At 62.9% G+C, this 15755-nt stretch carries 13 protein-coding genes; 4 read left to right on the top strand and 9 right to left on the bottom strand.

The genetic code is table 11. The features are described from left to right. Window positions 1-43 precede the first annotated feature (43 nt). Window positions 44-1477: a DEAD/DEAH box helicase gene (locus tag ABIE53_RS28500; RefSeq protein WP_192699042.1), complete on the top strand. Its 1434-nt coding sequence runs from the start codon at window positions 44-46 to the stop codon at window positions 1475-1477. A gap of 76 nt (window positions 1478-1553) precedes the next feature. Here ABIE53_RS28500 and ABIE53_RS28495 read toward each other — a convergent pair whose 3' ends face one another. After that, entirely contained in the window at window positions 1554-2435 is an 882-nt protein-coding gene (locus ABIE53_RS28495; RefSeq protein ID WP_192699043.1) for a LysR family transcriptional regulator, read from the bottom strand. Between the two features lie 294 nt (window positions 2436-2729). Between ABIE53_RS28495 and ABIE53_RS28490 the strand changes: the two genes are divergently transcribed. From ABIE53_RS28490 to ABIE53_RS28480, 3 genes are read left to right on the top strand one after another with little or no spacing between them, the layout of a single operon-like run. Continuing rightward, window positions 2730-3224, top strand: a complete 495-nt coding sequence (locus ABIE53_RS28490) for an SRPBCC domain-containing protein (protein ID WP_029965688.1) — start codon at window positions 2730-2732, stop codon at window positions 3222-3224. 27 nt (window positions 3225-3251) lie between these two features. Beyond that, window positions 3252-3755, top strand: a complete 504-nt coding sequence (locus ABIE53_RS28485; RefSeq protein ID WP_053859191.1) for an SRPBCC domain-containing protein — start codon at window positions 3252-3254, stop codon at window positions 3753-3755. Window positions 3756-3760: 5 nt separating this feature from the next. Beyond that, window positions 3761-4555, top strand: a complete 795-nt coding sequence (locus ABIE53_RS28480) for an SDR family NAD(P)-dependent oxidoreductase (protein WP_192699044.1) — start codon at window positions 3761-3763, stop codon at window positions 4553-4555. 19 nt (window positions 4556-4574) lie between these two features. Here ABIE53_RS28480 and ABIE53_RS28475 read toward each other — a convergent pair whose 3' ends face one another. The 8 genes from ABIE53_RS28475 to ABIE53_RS28440 form a co-directional block, all read right to left on the bottom strand. Further along, entirely contained in the window at window positions 4575-5753 is a 1179-nt protein-coding gene (locus tag ABIE53_RS28475) for an alpha-hydroxy acid oxidase (RefSeq protein ID WP_192699045.1), read from the bottom strand. Continuing rightward, complete coding sequence (locus ABIE53_RS28470) at window positions 5753-7423, bottom strand: thiamine pyrophosphate-binding protein (RefSeq protein WP_192699046.1); 1671 nt, start codon at window positions 7421-7423, stop codon at window positions 5753-5755. Before ABIE53_RS28470 ends, ABIE53_RS28475 begins: the two co-directional genes overlap by 1 nt. 72 nt (window positions 7424-7495) lie before the next feature. After that, window positions 7496-8866: an MFS transporter gene (locus ABIE53_RS28465; RefSeq protein WP_192699047.1), complete on the bottom strand. Its 1371-nt coding sequence runs from the start codon at window positions 8864-8866 to the stop codon at window positions 7496-7498. A gap of 113 nt (window positions 8867-8979) precedes the next feature. Further along, the gene (locus ABIE53_RS28460) at window positions 8980-9786 is read right to left on the bottom strand and encodes an enoyl-CoA hydratase/isomerase family protein (protein ID WP_192699048.1); all 807 of its coding nucleotides are present in this window, start codon (window positions 9784-9786) and stop codon (window positions 8980-8982) included. A gap of 6 nt (window positions 9787-9792) precedes the next feature. Next, the gene (locus ABIE53_RS28455; protein ID WP_192699049.1) at window positions 9793-11373 is read right to left on the bottom strand and encodes an AMP-binding protein; all 1581 of its coding nucleotides are present in this window, start codon (window positions 11371-11373) and stop codon (window positions 9793-9795) included. After that, complete coding sequence (locus ABIE53_RS28450; protein WP_192699050.1) at window positions 11366-11899, bottom strand: (2Fe-2S)-binding protein; 534 nt, start codon at window positions 11897-11899, stop codon at window positions 11366-11368. Before ABIE53_RS28450 ends, ABIE53_RS28455 begins: the two co-directional genes overlap by 8 nt. Next, entirely contained in the window at window positions 11896-12717 is an 822-nt protein-coding gene (locus tag ABIE53_RS28445; protein WP_192699051.1) for an FAD binding domain-containing protein, read from the bottom strand. The genes ABIE53_RS28450 and ABIE53_RS28445 overlap by 4 nt, the downstream gene beginning before the upstream one ends. Beyond that, window positions 12714-15755 (bottom strand): xanthine dehydrogenase family protein molybdopterin-binding subunit, encoded by a 3042-nt coding sequence (locus ABIE53_RS28440; RefSeq protein ID WP_192699052.1) that lies wholly within the window; start codon window positions 15753-15755, stop codon window positions 12714-12716. Before ABIE53_RS28440 ends, ABIE53_RS28445 begins: the two co-directional genes overlap by 4 nt.

The raw sequence follows: 15755 nt of genomic DNA, 5'->3' as shown, positions 1-15755 counted from the left end.
GCGGTAACCGCTAGAATCTGCGGTTTTAGACAGGAATATGCCAATGTCTTTTGCGTCGCTTGGCCTGATCGATCCCTTGCTGCGTAACATGCGGGACCTCAATTACCAGACACCTACGCCGGTGCAGGCCAAGGCGATTCCTGCTGTGCTCAGTGGCAAGGACGTCATGGCTGCGGCACAAACCGGTACTGGAAAAACGGCGGGTTTTGCGCTGCCGCTGTTGCAACGGCTGGTGCAACAGGGCCCGGCGGTGTCGAGCAACCGCGCGCGTGTTCTGGTGCTGGTGCCCACCCGTGAACTGGCTGAACAAGTGCTGCAAAGCTTTATCGATTACGGTAAAGGCCTCGATTTACGATTTCTGGCCGCCTACGGCGGTGTGAGTATCAACCCGCAGATGATGAAGTTGCGCAAAGGCGTGGACGTGCTCGTTGCCACGCCGGGCCGTTTGCTCGATCTTAATCGCCAGAACGCAGTGCAGTTCGATCAGGTACAAACGCTGGTACTGGATGAAGCCGACCGCATGCTAGATCTGGGCTTTGCGCGCGAGCTCAACGCTGTGTTCGCTGCGTTGCCCGCAGAGCGCCAGACGTTGCTGTTCTCCGCCACGTTTACGGATGATATCCGCGCCCTGGCGGCGGGCATTCTGCGTGGCCCCGTCGACATCAGCGTCAGCCCGCCCAATGCCACGGCCAGCAAAATCAGGCAGTGGGTGGTGCCGGTGGATAAAAGGAACAAGCCTGATCTCTTCATGCACCTTGTGGCTCAGAACAACTGGGAGCACGCGCTGGTGTTCGTCAAGACCCGCAATGGCGTGGATTACCTGGCGGCCATGCTGGATGAAGCGGGCTATGCGGTCGACACCATCCACGGCGACAAACCGCAACCCGCGCGCATGCGTGCGCTCGAGCGCTTCAAGACGGGCGAAGTCAATATGCTGGTCGCCACCGATGTGGCTGCGCGCGGGCTGGATATCGACGACCTGCCGCTGGTGATCAACGTTGATCTGCCGATCGTGGCGCAAGACTATGTGCACCGCATTGGCCGTACCGGCCGCGCTGGCGCCAGCGGCGTAGCGGTGTCCCTTGTGTGTGCCGACGAAGCGCCGCAACTGGCCGCGATTGAAGCGCTGATCCGGCAAACGCTGCGCCGTGAAGAGGAGCCGGGTTTTGAAGCCGAACACCGCGTGCCGCAAACCAGCGCGATGGGCGAGACCATCAAGAAACCAAAAAAGCCCAAGAAGCCCAAAGCGCCACAGGCTGCGCCGGGCGCCAGCCAACTGACGAGCAAAAAGCCGCGCCCGCAAATTGGCGAAAACAAACGCAAGCCTGCGGCGCAGCGCGCAGTGGCCGCGGATAAAGCCACAAGGTTGTCCAGCGGTAGTCCATTCAGCGTGCAAAAGCCGCGCAGCAAAGCCGCTGCGAATTCAGCCAAGCCGGCTGGCAAACTCGCCGGTGGCCGCGGCAAACGCCAACCCTGATCCGTGGGGATGAGTAACCGCAGCCCTGGAACAGCGTGGCGGCATGCGGCCAGCTTGCAGGCAAACCGTCCTGGAGCTAGATCCGCTCCGCGAGCGCACCGGCCAGAAAATCCGTCGCACTGCGCACGCGGGTCGGCACAAACCGTCGCTTGGGCCAGATCAAGCTGACCTCCCTTGGCTGCTGCACGAAATCGTCCAGTACGGTGACGATGTCGGATTGCTGGAACTCGCCCACCAGCGAAGCGCGGTGGAACATGCCGATGCCGACGCCGCCCAGCACGCCCGCAAGAATCGTCTCCACGCTATTGGACGACAGATTGCCCCGCACCGGCAAATTGAACGGCCCCTGCGGCCCGACGAACGGCCAGTCCGTCATCTCGCCATAGACCAGACAGTTGTGATCCGCGAGATCGGCAGGAGTACGAGGTACACCGTGCTGCTCGAAATAACGGCGCGATCCGGCGCACACGAGTGAGGTGGCAGCCACACGACGCACCACCGAATCGGGGTCTTCAGCGGGACTCACGCGAATCGCAAGATCGATCCTGTCTTCCACCATATCCCGAACGGCGTCCGACAGCACCATATCGATCCGCAAGCCAGGATGTCGCGCCAGCAATTCGGGAATCAGTGGAAGCACGTGCAGGCGACCGAACGTCGACGGCGCCGCGATCCTGATGAGGCCCGAAACCTCGAGCGTGGTGCTAGTCAGCTCGCTATCCGCCACCTGGATTTCGTCCACCAGTGGACGCATGCGGTCGTAGTACAGCCGCCCCTGATCGGTCAGCGTCACCTTGCGCGTACTGCGACGGAGCAGCGCCACGCCGAGGCGCTTTTCCAGCGCGTTCACGGCCTTACTGATGGCGGACTGCGACTCGCCAATCCTTCGCGCGGCTGCGGAAAAGCCGCTTGCCTCCACGACGGCAAAAAATGCGTTCAATTCGTCAAACCGATCCATCCCGCGACTCCGGCTACGTCCATTCGACAACTAATTCCAGTTTGGAATAGATTCTATGATAGTTCGCGTGATTATCATTCGATTCGGCGCAAATTACTATTCTCCGCAAGCTAACTCAAAGCAGGAGAACAAACATGACCTGGGCTCGCTCCGCGTAGGCGGCTCGCTCGTACAGGCGAGAGGCCGCAACTGGGCGCCGCTCATCTTCCAGGATCTCATCAAACCCGAGTGAGTCCCGCGCCGGGCCTCACTCGGCAGCATCACAATCCATCGCTCACCCGTTAGAGAACCACCATGTACGAAACAATCAAGTGGCCCGAGGAGATGAAACCGAGCCGCTCTCCGATCCATTTCACCAACGAGCTCGAGGTCTCGGCATCCGTCGAAACAATCTGGTCCCTGCTCACCGATTTCAACTCCTGGCCAGCTTTCTATCCCGGTGTTCAGCACGTGCAGCCGCTTGACGGAGGCGATCACTTTGGCCTTGGTACGACATTCGAGACGAACCTCGCCGGGCAGGACGTCTTCGCATCCGTGCAGGAGTTCGAGCCGATGACCCGCATCGCGTGGGGCGGCTATCCAAAGGTCTCCACAGCGTCCAGGGCCTACCACGCCTGGATCATCACGCCTACCGCAAGCGGGTGTCATCTGTGGACCGAAGAGACGATGCAGGGACCGCACTGGCTGGAACTCGCGAAGCAGGCACCCGATGCGTTCTGGCTCACCCACGAGAAGCTGCTCAGGAACCTCGCCCAGATCGCCACTGCGCGTGAGCATTCCCGCGGCTAACCCAACCGAAAAAGAGGGATTCGATACATGATCGACAAAGTCAACTGGCCGGAACGCTATGACCCGCGTACCTCGGCAATTTACGCGCTCAACGACATCGACGTGAAAGCGCCACCGGAAGTGGTCTGGAAACTGCTCGTCGACGCTGAGCGCTGGTCGCGATACTTTCCGGCCGAAGATCAGGTCCGGATATTGTCCGGCGAGTCGGAACTCGCGCTCGGCACACGCTACAGCCGCGTGACGGTCGGCTATCCGATGTCACTGGTCGTCACTGAATGCGTGCCGAATCGCCGGCTCGCGTGGGCCACAACGGTCGATGGCGATGAAACGGGTTCGAGCGCGTATCACGGCTGGGTGATCACGCCGACGAAAGAAGGTTGTCACCTGCTCACCGAAGAGACACAGCAAGGCCAGTTCTTTGTGGAACTGATCGGTAGCAGGCATCCTGGCGCGCTCTATCGCTATCACCAGGATTGGGTCGAATGCCTCGCCCGGGCCGCCGAAGCAGAACTAGAAGCAGAACGGAGATAAGCGCTATGAAGATCGAACTCAATGGCCGCAAGGCAATCGTTACGGGCTCCACTGCCGGCATCGGACGGGCGATTGCCGAAGGGCTCGCGCGCGCCGGCGCTGCGGTCGTACTTAATGGCCGAACCCAGGAGCGGGTCGATGCTGCGCTGCGCGAGATGCGCGCCATTCTGCCGAATGCGGAATTGACCGGCGTGGCCGCCGACGTTGCGACAGCCGGAGGCTGCGCGGCCCTGTTTGCACACGCGCCGGAGGCCGACGTTCTTGTCAACAACGCAGGGACAGCGCGGCTGAACGACTTCTTCGCACAGGACGACAGCGAATGGCTCGACCTCTTCCAGCTCAACGTGATGAGTGGCGTTCGCACCGCCCGCTATTACGTGCCCAAAATGGCGAAGCAGGGCTGGGGGCGCGTCGTGTTCGTCAGTAGCGAGTCAGGGCTGAATATCCCGAAAGAAATGATCGACTACGGTGTGACCAAGACCGCGATGCTCGCGGTGTCGAGGGGGCTGGCCGAACTGGTTGCCGGTACAGGCGTGACCGTCAATGCCGTGCTGCCCGGCCCGACCAACTCTGAGATCCTTTCGAACTGGATGATGGCGACCGCGCGAGAGCAAGGGATCACGCAAGAGCAGGCTGAACAACAGTTCCTGAAGAACTCGCGGCCCACATCGCTGATCAATCGTTTCGCCACTACGGACGAAGTTGCGAACATGGTTGTGTATGCATGCTCTGAGCAGGCGTCCGCAACGACGGGTGCAGCGTTGCGTGTCGATGGGGGCGTGGTTCGTTCAATTGCGTGATTGCATGGGCAGATATTCACTATCCATGAGCCGCATGCCACGACTCACGCGAAACCTGCACAACAAAGTCCCTATTGAGCTTCTCGATCCTCGGACATCCCAGCAATGCGAGGTCTACGTCGATCTCTCTTCTTAGCAACTGCAACGCATGCCGAACGCCCGCATGACCGCCGACGGCCAGGCCGTACATCGCTGGTCTGCCCACGAGGACCAGACGCGCCCCCAGCGACAGCGCCTTTATAACGTCTGTGCCGCGGCGAACGCCACTATCGAGGATAACCGGCATGTCGCCGGCAACGGCAGTAATGGCCGGAAGCGCATCGAGCGTGGCAAGCGCGCCGTCGAGCTGCCGCCCGCCGTGATTTGAGACAATAATGCCGTCCGCGCCTGCCTGTTTGGCCCGCAGGGCATCGTCGGGATGAAGGATTCCCTTCACCACCAGAGTCCCTTTCCACTGACTTCGAATCCAGTGGATGTCGTTCCAGCAGAGCGCTGCACGGCCACTGCGGTGGTCGCCGGTCGCGCCGGTGATGATCGGTCCGCCCCGGTTGGCCGTGAAGTTTTCGAAATGCGGAACACCTTGCGTAAGCAACGTGCGTCCAAACGTCGACAGAAGCCATCTGGGCCTTGCCAAACCACCATAGACCAGGCGGCGGCTTAGCCGCAGCGGTACGCTGAAACCGTTGCGCAGTTCGTTTTCCCGTTGCGCGGCCAATGGCACGTCAACAGTAATCACAAGAACACCGAACCCGGCCCTTTCGATACGCGCGAGCAATGGCGTGATCGTCGATCGGTCGGCACTCAAATACCCCTGATACCAACTGCCGGGTGCTGCCATTGCCACCTTTTCCAGGGGAACGGTCGACGCTGCGCTCAGAACGAAGGGCACTTTCGCGTCGCGAGCGGCCGCCGCAAGTTGCAGGTCACCCTCATAGGCACAGAGCCCGGCGAGCCCCATCGGCGCTATTCCCACCGGCGACGTGTAACGTTGCCCAAAAATCTCCACTTCCTGCGAGCGCTCGGCGACGCCAGTGAGCATTCTCGGTACGAGTACCCAACGATTGAAAGCCGTGCGGTTTCCCACTACGGCGCGGTGGTCTTCCGCGCCACCGCTTACATAGCCGAAGATGCTGGCCGGCAGCCGCCGGGACGCGCTTCGCTCCAGGTCCGCGATCGACAGGTGATTGCTGAGACGCATCAGACCCCCGGACCGATAATCATATTTGGCGTGAGCAGGTTGGGATCGGTGCGCAGGACGAGAACTGCCGGGCGGCCTGCCTCGCGTGCGCGTTGGAATGCGTCTGGAAAGTCCACCGTGCGCTCAACGCTTTCCGCGTAAGCACCATAAGCGCGGGCAAGTCCGACAAAATCGGGACTCTGCAATGTCGTGCCAATGACCCGCCCAGGATAGTGACGATGCTGATGCATTCGAATGCTGCCGTACATGCCGTTATCGACAACGATCACAATGACTCGCGCATCGTACTGCACGGCAGTTGCCAGTTCCTGACCGGTCATGAGGAAGCATCCATCTCCGGCGAAACAGACCGCAGGCCGATCAGGTTTCTGAAGCGCCGCGGCGATGGCGGCGGGCAATCCATATCCCATCGCGCCACTCGTTGGAGCAAGCTGAGTGCGCCAACCGCGATAACGGAAGAATCGTTGAACCCAAAGAGTATAGTTGCCCGCGCCGTTGCTTACGATCGCATCCTCGGGCAACGCTTCATCGATGTGAGACACGACAGCGCCCAGATCGATTGAACCGCTATTAGGGGGAGGCGCGCGTCGAGCCTCATAGTCGGCGTGCGCGGCTTGCGTCCATTCGGCCCACACGGGCTTGTTCGGCGATTCAAGCCTGGCGACGGCCCGCGCAAATTCCGCCATGCCCGAATTGATGGGAAGATCCGCCCGGTACACACGTCCCAGCTCGTTCGCGTCGCGATGCACATGCACGAGCTTGACTGCCGGCGTTGGGATAGAAAAAAGCTCGTAGCCGAGTGTGCTCGTCTCGCCGAGGCGAGGTCCAATCGCAAGCAGCAAATCCGCTTCCCGTAAGCGCGCGGCAAGCGCCGGATCCATTCCCAGACCCGCTTCGCCGGCGTAATGTCGATCGCGGTTGTCATACAGGTCTTGTCGCCGGAATGTGCAGACAACCGGCAAATCGAACCTGGTCACGAACTGGCGGAGATCGTCGCAGGCCTCGCGGCTCCAGGCCCCGCCGCCGAGAAGAACGATCGGCTTGCATGCCTCGGACAGCAGCTTCTCAACGCGGGCCAACTGTTCGCTCGCCGGTTGCATGGTGATCGTCTGATAAGGGAGTGGCGGCACGACCTTTTCTACTGGTGCCCTCTCAACGAGCATGTCTTCCGGCAAGGCGATCACCACAGGCCCCGGACGACCCGACGTTGCGACGTGGAAGGCGCGGCTGATCAACTCGGGGATCCGGGCTGCCGAATCGATTTGAGTGACCCACTTGGCCACCTGACCAAACATCTGCCGGTAGTCGATCTCCTGCCACGCTTCCCTCTCGAGCGTATCGCGTGCGACTTGCCCAACAAAAACGATCATGGGCGTGGAATCTTGCCGCGCGGTGTGTATTCCGATTGATGCGTTTGTCGCTCCTGGCCCTCGCGTCACGAAACAGACGCCTGGTCGATTGGTCAGCTTGCCATGCGCCTCCGCCATGTTCGCGGCTCCACTCTCGTGCCTGCAAACCACGAGCTTGATGTCATCTGCGACATCGTACAGAGCGTCCAGCACCGCCAAAAAGCTCTCGCCTGGAACGGTGAAGATCGTGTTGACCGACTGCGCACGCAATGCATCGACCAGGATGCGTGCGCCGGTAATGTCCCGGTTTTCGTTTGCCATACGTATCTTTTGAAAAACAGTCAGAGTTTCGTCAGTCGCCCGTCCAGCACCAAAGCTTCGCATCGCTAATCGTCATGCTCCAGGCATGCCGGCTTCGCTTCTTCGGCTCGCCTCCAGGTTGCCTCGTGTTTCCGGGACGATGAATGCCCCGACGAGGAAGAGCGCCGAAACACCGAGAAGAAACCACGACAGCGTCGCGGGCAACTGCTGCTCGTTTGCTGAGAGAAGCGAGACGAACGTCGGCATCATGCCGCCAAGCGCAAATCCGATATTCCACGAAAGCCCGGTGCCGCTCGCCCGAATCGCTGTTGGGAAGCGCTCATTCAGAAAGATCAGCAGCGGCGCGTAACTTGCCCCGCCGAGAACTGCGAGGAGCAGCGTGTAGCCCGCCAATAGAGGCACGCTGTCTGTCTTCGTCATCAATATGTACAGGATGGGAAGAAGTGCAATGCGCAGAACGCCCGCTCCGATGAATACTTTTTTGCGGCCGAAAAAGTCACTCGCCGCACCGATTGCTATCGCTGCTGCTATTGAAAGCAAACCGGTCGCCATGAGAATGGTTGAAGTCGTACCGTTCGGCAGGTGCTTGACGACCTTCAGGAAGGTCGGCAAATAGCCAGAGCAGAGGTAATAACCCGCACCGCTTGACGTTGTCATGATGACGTTGACGATCATGACCCGGCGATATTCGGAGGAAAAGAGCGTTCGCAGCGGCGAAGATTGCTTCGACACGGCGGCCTTGCGTGCAGCCTTTCGCGCATGCTGCTCTTTCCAGAACGGAGACTCCTCGAGTCTCAGGAACAACAGCGCGCCGAGGAGCGAGGTTATCAATCCGGCAAAGAACATGACGCGCCATCCCCACACTTCGAATTGCGGACCCGGAAACAGCGCCGACGCGATGAAAAAGACAATAGAGGCAAGCAGTCCGCCGATGCCCGCCCCACCCCCGCCGATCAGGCCCGAAACCGCGCCTCGCCAGTGAGGCGGCACGGATTCCGTCCCCAACGTGTGCGAGGAAGCAACGACACCGCCCACAAACACGCCCTGCACCAGGCGAAGAAGCACAAACAGGATGGGCGCTATGACACCAGCCTGTGCAATCGTCGGCAGCGTCCCAAACACGGCCGTGCTTATGCCCACGCCGAACACGGCAATCTGCATTGCACGCTTGCGCCCATTCCGGTCCGCGTACGATCCAAAGAGAGCGGAGCCGATGGGCCGCATCAGCAGCGTCACGGCGAACGACGCATACACGCCTGCGAGAGACAGCGTTGGATGATCCGATGGAAAGAACAGTTTGCCGACGACAGGCGCGACATACAGCAGAATGAACAGGTCAAACAGGTCGAGCGCCCATCCAAAACAGGATGCGGCGGCGGCTATAACAATGCTTCTATTGCTTTGCGTCGCCGTATTCCGCGCGCCAGCTAATGTCGTTTCCATCAATTGTCTCCTTCAATGTGCGTCGCCAGAAACGTCAAGGTGTTGCCGGTAGCCGTTGTCCGCGGCGTCATGTTTGTTTGTTGTTGTGCTGCGGATGGCTGAGTGCTTCGGGCCTAGCTGCCGCGAAACACCGGTTTGCGCTTGCCGTGGAAAGCCTCCACTCCCTCGCGGAAATCGTCCGACGCGCGCAGCCGGCTATAGCAATGCCCTTCGAGTTCGATCGCAATCGAGAGCGGCGAGTCTTCCGTATCGTTCAGCAGCTTCTTCGCGGTGCGTTGCGCAAGCGGCGAGAACGCGCGCAGTTCGTCGACGAGCGCATCGGTCGCCGACTCCAGTTCCGCATCGGCTACGCAGTCCACCGCGATGCCCCAGTCGTACGCCTGCTTGCCCGGGATGCGGCGCGAGCGCATCACGATGTCCTTCGTGCGGCCGATGCCGACCATCGACTGCAAACGCGCCGAGCCGCCCGAGCCGGGAATCTGGCCGAGCTTCTGCTCCGGCAGCGCATAGAAGGTCGTATCGGTGACGATGCGGAAATCGCATGCCAGCGACAACTCGAAGCCCACGCCGAAGCAGAAGCCGCGATTCGCCGCGATCACCGGTTTCGAGCAGCGCGCGGGCGCCGCGATATTCCACGCGAGCTTCGATACGTGTTCCGGCGACGCTTCCAGAAAGCCCTTGATGTCGCCGCCGCTCGAGAAGTGCTCGCCCTTCGCGCGCACGACAATCACGCGCACGCGGTCGTCCTCGTCGAGGGCTTCGAACACGGCGCGCAACTGGTCGCGTGCGTGCATCGAAATGACGTTGAACGGCGGACGGTGCAGCACGATGTCCGCGCGCTCGCGCTGCGCGTCGATATCGACCGAGAAGCCGTCGAGGTCTCGCAGCAGCGTCTGGCCGCGATGGTTGAGATCGCTCATTGTGGGTTACTCCTTGGTGATTGTGGTTTCTGCAGGTCGTGCGGCCTGCGTATTCGAATCGGTCGTGTACTCGCCCGCTTGCAGCTTGCGGCGCAAAATCTTGCCGACCGGCGACTTCGGAATGTCGTCGACGAAAACGTAATCGCGCGGACGCTTGAAGTTGACGAGATCGGACTGGCGGCACCATGCATCGAGCGATTCCGAATCGACGTACTCGCGGCGCTTGATGAAAGCAACCACGCGCTGACCCCAGCGCTCGTCCTTGACGCCTGCGACCGCGACTTCGTCGACGGCGGGATGCAGCGACAACACCGATTCGATATCCACCGGCGAGATGTTTTCTCCGCCGCTGATGATCATGTCGTCGACGCGGCCCGTCACATAGAGATCGCCGTCGCGGTCGAGATAGCCTGTGTCTCCGGTGAAGTACCAGCCGTCGCGCAAGCTCTTCGCATCCGCGTCCGGACGATGCCAGTAGCCTTCGAAAGCTTCGTCGCCGAGCAGGTCGACGATGATCTGCCCTTCTTCGCCGGTGTCGGCGATCTCATCGGGCGAAAGAGCATCGAGCTTCACCACGCGCAGCCGCGTATTGATGCCCGCGCGGCCCGCGCTGCCGGGTTTCCTGGTTGCATCCTGATCGATGCTGAACGTGTAGACCTCGGACGAACCATAGTGGTTGACGAACAGCTCCGGCTCGAACCCGGCCGAGAGGCGCTTGAGCAGGCCGTCGTTCATCGGTGCGCCGGCGAAGCCGAGCTTTCTGACCGACGAGGTATCCGTGTTCGGGAACGCGCTGTCGGCAAGCAGATCGTGATAAAGCGTCGGGACCAGATAGAGGCAGGTGAGCGCGTGCTTCGAGATGCATTCGAGCGCGAGCTTCGCGTTCCAGCGCCGCACGCAAACGAAAAGGCCATCCACGAGCGCCATCGCGAGCAGCGAGCGCACGCCCATCGTGTGATAGAGCGGCATCACGCCGAGCGTGCGTTCGCCGCGCCGGTACAGGTTCTGCGCGACGTGTGCGAGCGCGCCCGCGCGTTCGTGCCGATGCCGGCGCGGCACGCCCTTCCCTTTGCCCGTCGTGCCCGATGTGTAGAGGATCAGCGAGATGTCGTCGGCGGTGGCGTGCGTCGTGTCGCTCGCAGCGCCGCTGCGCGTTCGTTCGACGATGAGCGTATCGAAGGCGGCGGTGCGGCCAGGAGCATCGTCGAGTCCGATACGCGGCACTTTTTGTGCGGCGGCGCTCTGCGCGACGGTAGCGGCGCTGACGGGTTCGTAGACGATCGCCTTCGCTCCCGAGTCGGTCACGCAGTAGTCCAGTTCGTCCGGCTTCGCGCGCCAGTTGATCGGCACGATGACGATGCCTGCAAACTGTCCGGCCCAATGCAGCGTCGCCATTTCCCAGCGGTTTTGCAGCACGACGAGCAGCCGGTCGCCGCGTTGCAGGCCCAGTTCGCGCAGGCCATCGGCGACACTCAGGATCATGCGATGCCACTGCGCGTACGTCAGTTGCACATCGCCATCGACGAGCGCGAGCGCGTGCGGGCTGCGCTCGACGCTCTGCAGGAACGTGCGTCCGAGATCAAGCATGTTCGACCTCCGTCGTGCCTGCCTCGGCCCGGCGGCGCGCCGCAACGTCGAGCACCGCGGCCACGATGGGTGTGTAACCCGTACAGCGGCAGATATGACCCGACAGCATCTGCCGCACCTGCTCTTCGGACGGATCGGGCACGCGCCGCAGATAATCCGCGCACGACATCAAAATTCCCGCCGTGCAGAAGCCGCATTGCAGCGCGTGATGCCGCTGGAATGCCTGCTGAAGGTCGCCAAGCGTCTGATCGGGCGCGAGGCCCTCGACGGTATCGATACGCCGGCCATCGGCCTGCACGGCAAGCATCAGACACGAGCGCGCCGCGACGCCATCGACCTGCACGGTACATGCGCCGCATACGCCATGCTCGCAGCCGACGTGCGTGCCCGTCGCGCCGAGTTCGTGCCGAATGAAGTCCGACAGCAGTTCGCGCGGCTCGCAATGGCCGCTTCGTTCGCGGCCGTTCAGCGTCAGCGCGATCCGCTGCGCTTCGCCGTGCCGCATGATGGTGTCCGTCTTGCTCACTTTGCCTCCTCGATCACGCGCCATCCGAGTTGCCGCACCAGATTCCGGCGATACTTCGCGCCGATGTGCGCGTCGTCCTGCGCGTTCAGTTTCCAGCTCAAATCGTTCAGTGCACCGCGCAGGTCGTCGCCCTGCAGACGAGGCCATTGCTCAGTGACCGGCCGGTCCGCGACGCCGCCGACTGCGATACGGATCGACTCGTCGGTGACGACCGCAGCACACGCGACGATCGCGAAATCGCCGTGCCGCGCGGAAAATTCCGTGAATGCATAGCGCTCGCCCGGGCGGCGCAGCGGAAAGCGCACCGCTTCAACAAGTTCATCCGGCTCGCGCGCGGTCATCAGCATTCCCTGAAAGAAGTCCTGCGCGGCGAGCGTGCGGCGCTTTCTTCGCGAGCGGAGCATCACGTCGCCGCCAAGCGCGGAAAGCACGAGTGGCAACTCCGCGCTCGGGTCCGCATGCGCGATCGAACCGCACACGGTCCCGCGATTGCGAATCTGGAAGTGCGAGATATGCGGGAAAGCCATCGCGAGCAGCGGCGCTTCGTCGGTGAGCGTGCTGCGCCATTCGACGCTGCCTTGCGTCGCCGCGGCGTTCACGACGAGATGCCCCGCTTGCGTGTCGACGCGCACGGCATCGAGCTCCGCAGTACGCGAAATGTCGATGAGCACCTTGGGCTGTGCGAGCCGCATATTGAGCACGGCCATCAGCGACTGGCCGCCTGCCAGCACGCGCGCGTCTTCGCCGTATTGCGCGAGCGCGTCGAGCGCGTCTTGCGCGGTCATCGCGCGCAGGTAATCGAACGGTGCGGGCTTCATGCGGGTCTCCTGAAACGGGCGACGAGTCTTGCGATCCACGATCCATGCGCTCCTACCGGCTCGCCCGCCGCCTGCCGTCCGAGCGATTCGAACAACTGCTTCAGCACGACCTTCGCCGCGCCTTCGAGCATGCGCGCGCCGACCGCGGCGACCTTGCCCGACACCTGGGCTTCGTAGTCGTACGTGAGCCGCGTGCCGCTGCCGTGCGGCGTCAGTTCGACGAGACCGTTGCCGCGCGCGCTGCCGAGCGGCGAGATGCCCGCACCCGCGAGACGCAGGCGACACGGCGCATCGATCTCCGACAAGCCGATACGCGCTTCGAAACGGGCCTTGATCATGCCGACGCCGACGGTCACGTCCGCGCGATACTGGTTGGGCGCCGTTTCTTCGAGCGCGTGGCAGCCGGGAATGACGTTCGCCAGCGCCTTCGGATCGAGCAGCACGGCGAACACGGCTTCGGGCGTCGCGGGCAGATCGACCGCGCCCTGCGCCGTCAGCGCGCGTCCGCCGCCCGGCGTCGCGGGCTTCGTGGCAGGCGCTTCGCGATATTCCGGCCGCGACGGTTCGGGATCGTCGATGCCGATCATCGCCATCACTTTGGGCGGCGTGAGCGGCAAGCGAATGTCTTCGACACCGAGCGCATCCGCCACCGCATTCGCGATGCACGGCGGCGTGCTCATGTTGTTGCCTTCGCCGAGGCCCTTCGCGCCGAGCGGCGTGAAAGGCGAAGGCGTTTCCAGATGCACGATGAGCGGATCGGGCACTTCGCATGTCGTCGGCATCAGATAGTCGGCGAGCGTGCCCGACTGGAAGCTGCCGTCCGCGCCGTAGCGGAACTCTTCCATCAGCGCCGCGCCGACGCCTTGCGCGAACGCACCGCGAATCTGGCCATCGGCGAGTGCGGGGTTCAGGATGGTGCCGGCGTCGTGCACGGTCACATAGCGGTCGATGCGCACGCGTCCGGTCGTGCGATCCACTTCGACACCGCACATGTCGAATGCGAAGCCATACGCGGCCGATGTATTGATGCGGTCGTGTTCGTCGGGCGCATCCATGTGCGGCGGCGACCAGAACACGGTTTCGCGCAGGCCCGGCTCTTCGCCTTCGGGCAAGAGCGCGGGCGCCCAGTGCGGCGCATTGCTCGCTGCGCGCGCGAACGGCAACGCGCGGTCGGCGGCGTCGCGCGGATAGACGCGCCCGCCTTCGAAGCGCACGTCGTTCGCCGCGCAGTCGAACTGCCTGGCGAGCACGCGCGCGAGTTTGTCGCGCACGCGCGTCGCGGCGAGATGCACGGTGCCTGCCACCGCGCCCGCGAAGCGGCTCGAATAATTGCCCGCCGCGACGGACCAGGCGTCCTTGTGCGTATCGAACTCGACATTGACGACGATGTCCTTCGGATCGAGCCCGAGCACGTCGGCCACGACTTGCGCGCACACCGTCATGTGGCCCTGCCCCGCGGGCGTCGACGCGATGGTCACCACCACGCCGCCGAGCAGATCGACGCTGACCGTCGCGCTCGCGATCGCGCCGTTCTTCGGTCCGGCTTTTTTGCGCGCGTCGGCGGGCATCACAGTCGTGATATAGCCCATGTTGGAGACCGACGGCTCCACGATCGCCGCGAAGCCTATGCCATAGAACCGCCCTGCGCGTCGCGCGGCGTCGCGGCGCGCGACGAGTTCGTGGTATCCACCGTCGTCGATCGAACGGCGCAGCGCTTCCTGATAGTTGCCCGAATCGAGCAGCGCGCCCGCTGCCGCGCGATAGGGGAAGGCATCGGCGGGAACGAAGTTGCGGCGATAGACGTCGAGCACATCGAGCTTCAACTCGATGGCGATGCGCTGGATCAGCCGCTCCAGCGCGAAGTACACCTGCGGTCCGCCGAAGCCGCGCACGAGTCCGGTCGGCGTCTTGTTGGTCAACACGACGCGATTGCGCACGAGCAGATTCGGGATGGCGTACGCGCCCGTCAGACAGCCGTGCATCCGGTAAAACGTCGCGGGCTCGGGCGCGCGCACGTAGCCGCCGACGTCTTCCAGTTGATCGTAGGACAGCGCGACGATGCGGCCATCCGCTTCGACCGCCGCTTCGATTGTCGAGAGGCGCGCGGTCGCCGATGTGGCCGCGCTCAAATGCTCGAGCCGGTCCTCGACCCATTTCACCGGCGCGCCCGCCTTGCGCGACGCGAGGCACATCAGCACCACGTACGGAAACACGGCCTGCTTCACGCCGAAGCTGCCGCCGGAATCGCGCGGTGCCTTATGGCGCAGACGATTGGCGGGCACGTTCAACGCCATCGCCATGACGGCGTGCAGCGAGAACGGCCCCATGAAATTCGACGTGACGTCGTAGCCTTCATCGCCGGAAAGGTACTCGGCGATGACTACGCCGCACTCGATCGGCGCACAGGTATTGCGCGGATAATGCGCGACCAGCTTCACGCGATGCGGCGCGCGTTCGAAGGCCGCTTCGGGCTCGCCGTAGCGGAAGTGCCGGTCGCTGATGACGTTGCTGCCTACGCGCTCGTGCAGCGCGGGGCCTTCGTTGCTCACGGCCTGTTCGATCGACGTCACGGGATCGAGCATCGCATAGTCGACCTTGATGAGATCGAGCGCGTCTTCAGCGAGCGCACGCGATTCGGCCATCACGACCGCGACCGGCTCGCCGACATAGCGCACGCGGTCCATCGCGAGCGCCCACTGCTCCATTGGCGACTTCACGCCGACGACGAAGGGACGCGACCACGCACGCAGATCGTCGCGCGTTAGCACGGCGCGCACGCCGGCGACTTTGGCTGCGGCTTGCGTATCGATCGACAGGATCTCCGCGTGCGCGTGCGGCGAACGCAGAATCGCGGCGTGCAGCGTGCCCGGCTTCACAGCGATGTCGTCGCCATAGCGACCGCGGCCTGTCAGGATCGCAGGGTCTTCGAGGCGCTGCATCGAGCGCCCGATGTGACGCCGCGGTGTGCTCGCGTCGCGCGTCCCGTTGTCGGCGACACGCGCGTTTATGTCGGCAAATGCGGTTTCGCGCTGATTCAT

This window comes from Paraburkholderia sp. OAS925, from assembly GCF_040543975.1.
Lineage (GTDB): Bacteria > Pseudomonadota > Gammaproteobacteria > Burkholderiales > Burkholderiaceae > Paraburkholderia > Paraburkholderia graminis.
Note: the sequence above shows the minus strand (reverse complement) of the source record. Positions and strands in the feature narration are given on the sequence as shown.

Coding starts and splice junctions, on each gene's coding strand:
- ABIE53_RS28500 (WP_192699042.1), top strand. CDS start 44: ATGTCTTTTGCGTCGCTTGGCCTGATCGATCCCTTGCTGCGTAACATG.
- ABIE53_RS28495 (WP_192699043.1), bottom strand. CDS start 2,435: ATGGATCGGTTTGACGAATTGAACGCATTTTTTGCCGTCGTGGAGGCA.
- ABIE53_RS28490 (WP_029965688.1), top strand. CDS start 2,730: ATGTACGAAACAATCAAGTGGCCCGAGGAGATGAAACCGAGCCGCTCT.
- ABIE53_RS28485 (WP_053859191.1), top strand. CDS start 3,252: ATGATCGACAAAGTCAACTGGCCGGAACGCTATGACCCGCGTACCTCG.
- ABIE53_RS28480 (WP_192699044.1), top strand. CDS start 3,761: ATGAAGATCGAACTCAATGGCCGCAAGGCAATCGTTACGGGCTCCACT.
- ABIE53_RS28475 (WP_192699045.1), bottom strand. CDS start 5,753: ATGCGTCTCAGCAATCACCTGTCGATCGCGGACCTGGAGCGAAGCGCG.
- ABIE53_RS28470 (WP_192699046.1), bottom strand. CDS start 7,423: ATGGCAAACGAAAACCGGGACATTACCGGCGCACGCATCCTGGTCGAT.
- ABIE53_RS28465 (WP_192699047.1), bottom strand. CDS start 8,866: ATGGAAACGACATTAGCTGGCGCGCGGAATACGGCGACGCAAAGCAAT.
- ABIE53_RS28460 (WP_192699048.1), bottom strand. CDS start 9,786: ATGAGCGATCTCAACCATCGCGGCCAGACGCTGCTGCGAGACCTCGAC.
- ABIE53_RS28455 (WP_192699049.1), bottom strand. CDS start 11,373: ATGCTTGATCTCGGACGCACGTTCCTGCAGAGCGTCGAGCGCAGCCCG.
- ABIE53_RS28445 (WP_192699051.1), bottom strand. CDS start 12,717: ATGAAGCCCGCACCGTTCGATTACCTGCGCGCGATGACCGCGCAAGAC.
- ABIE53_RS28440 (WP_192699052.1), bottom strand. CDS start 15,755: ATGAATCAGCGCGAAACCGCATTTGCCGACATAAACGCGCGTGTCGCC.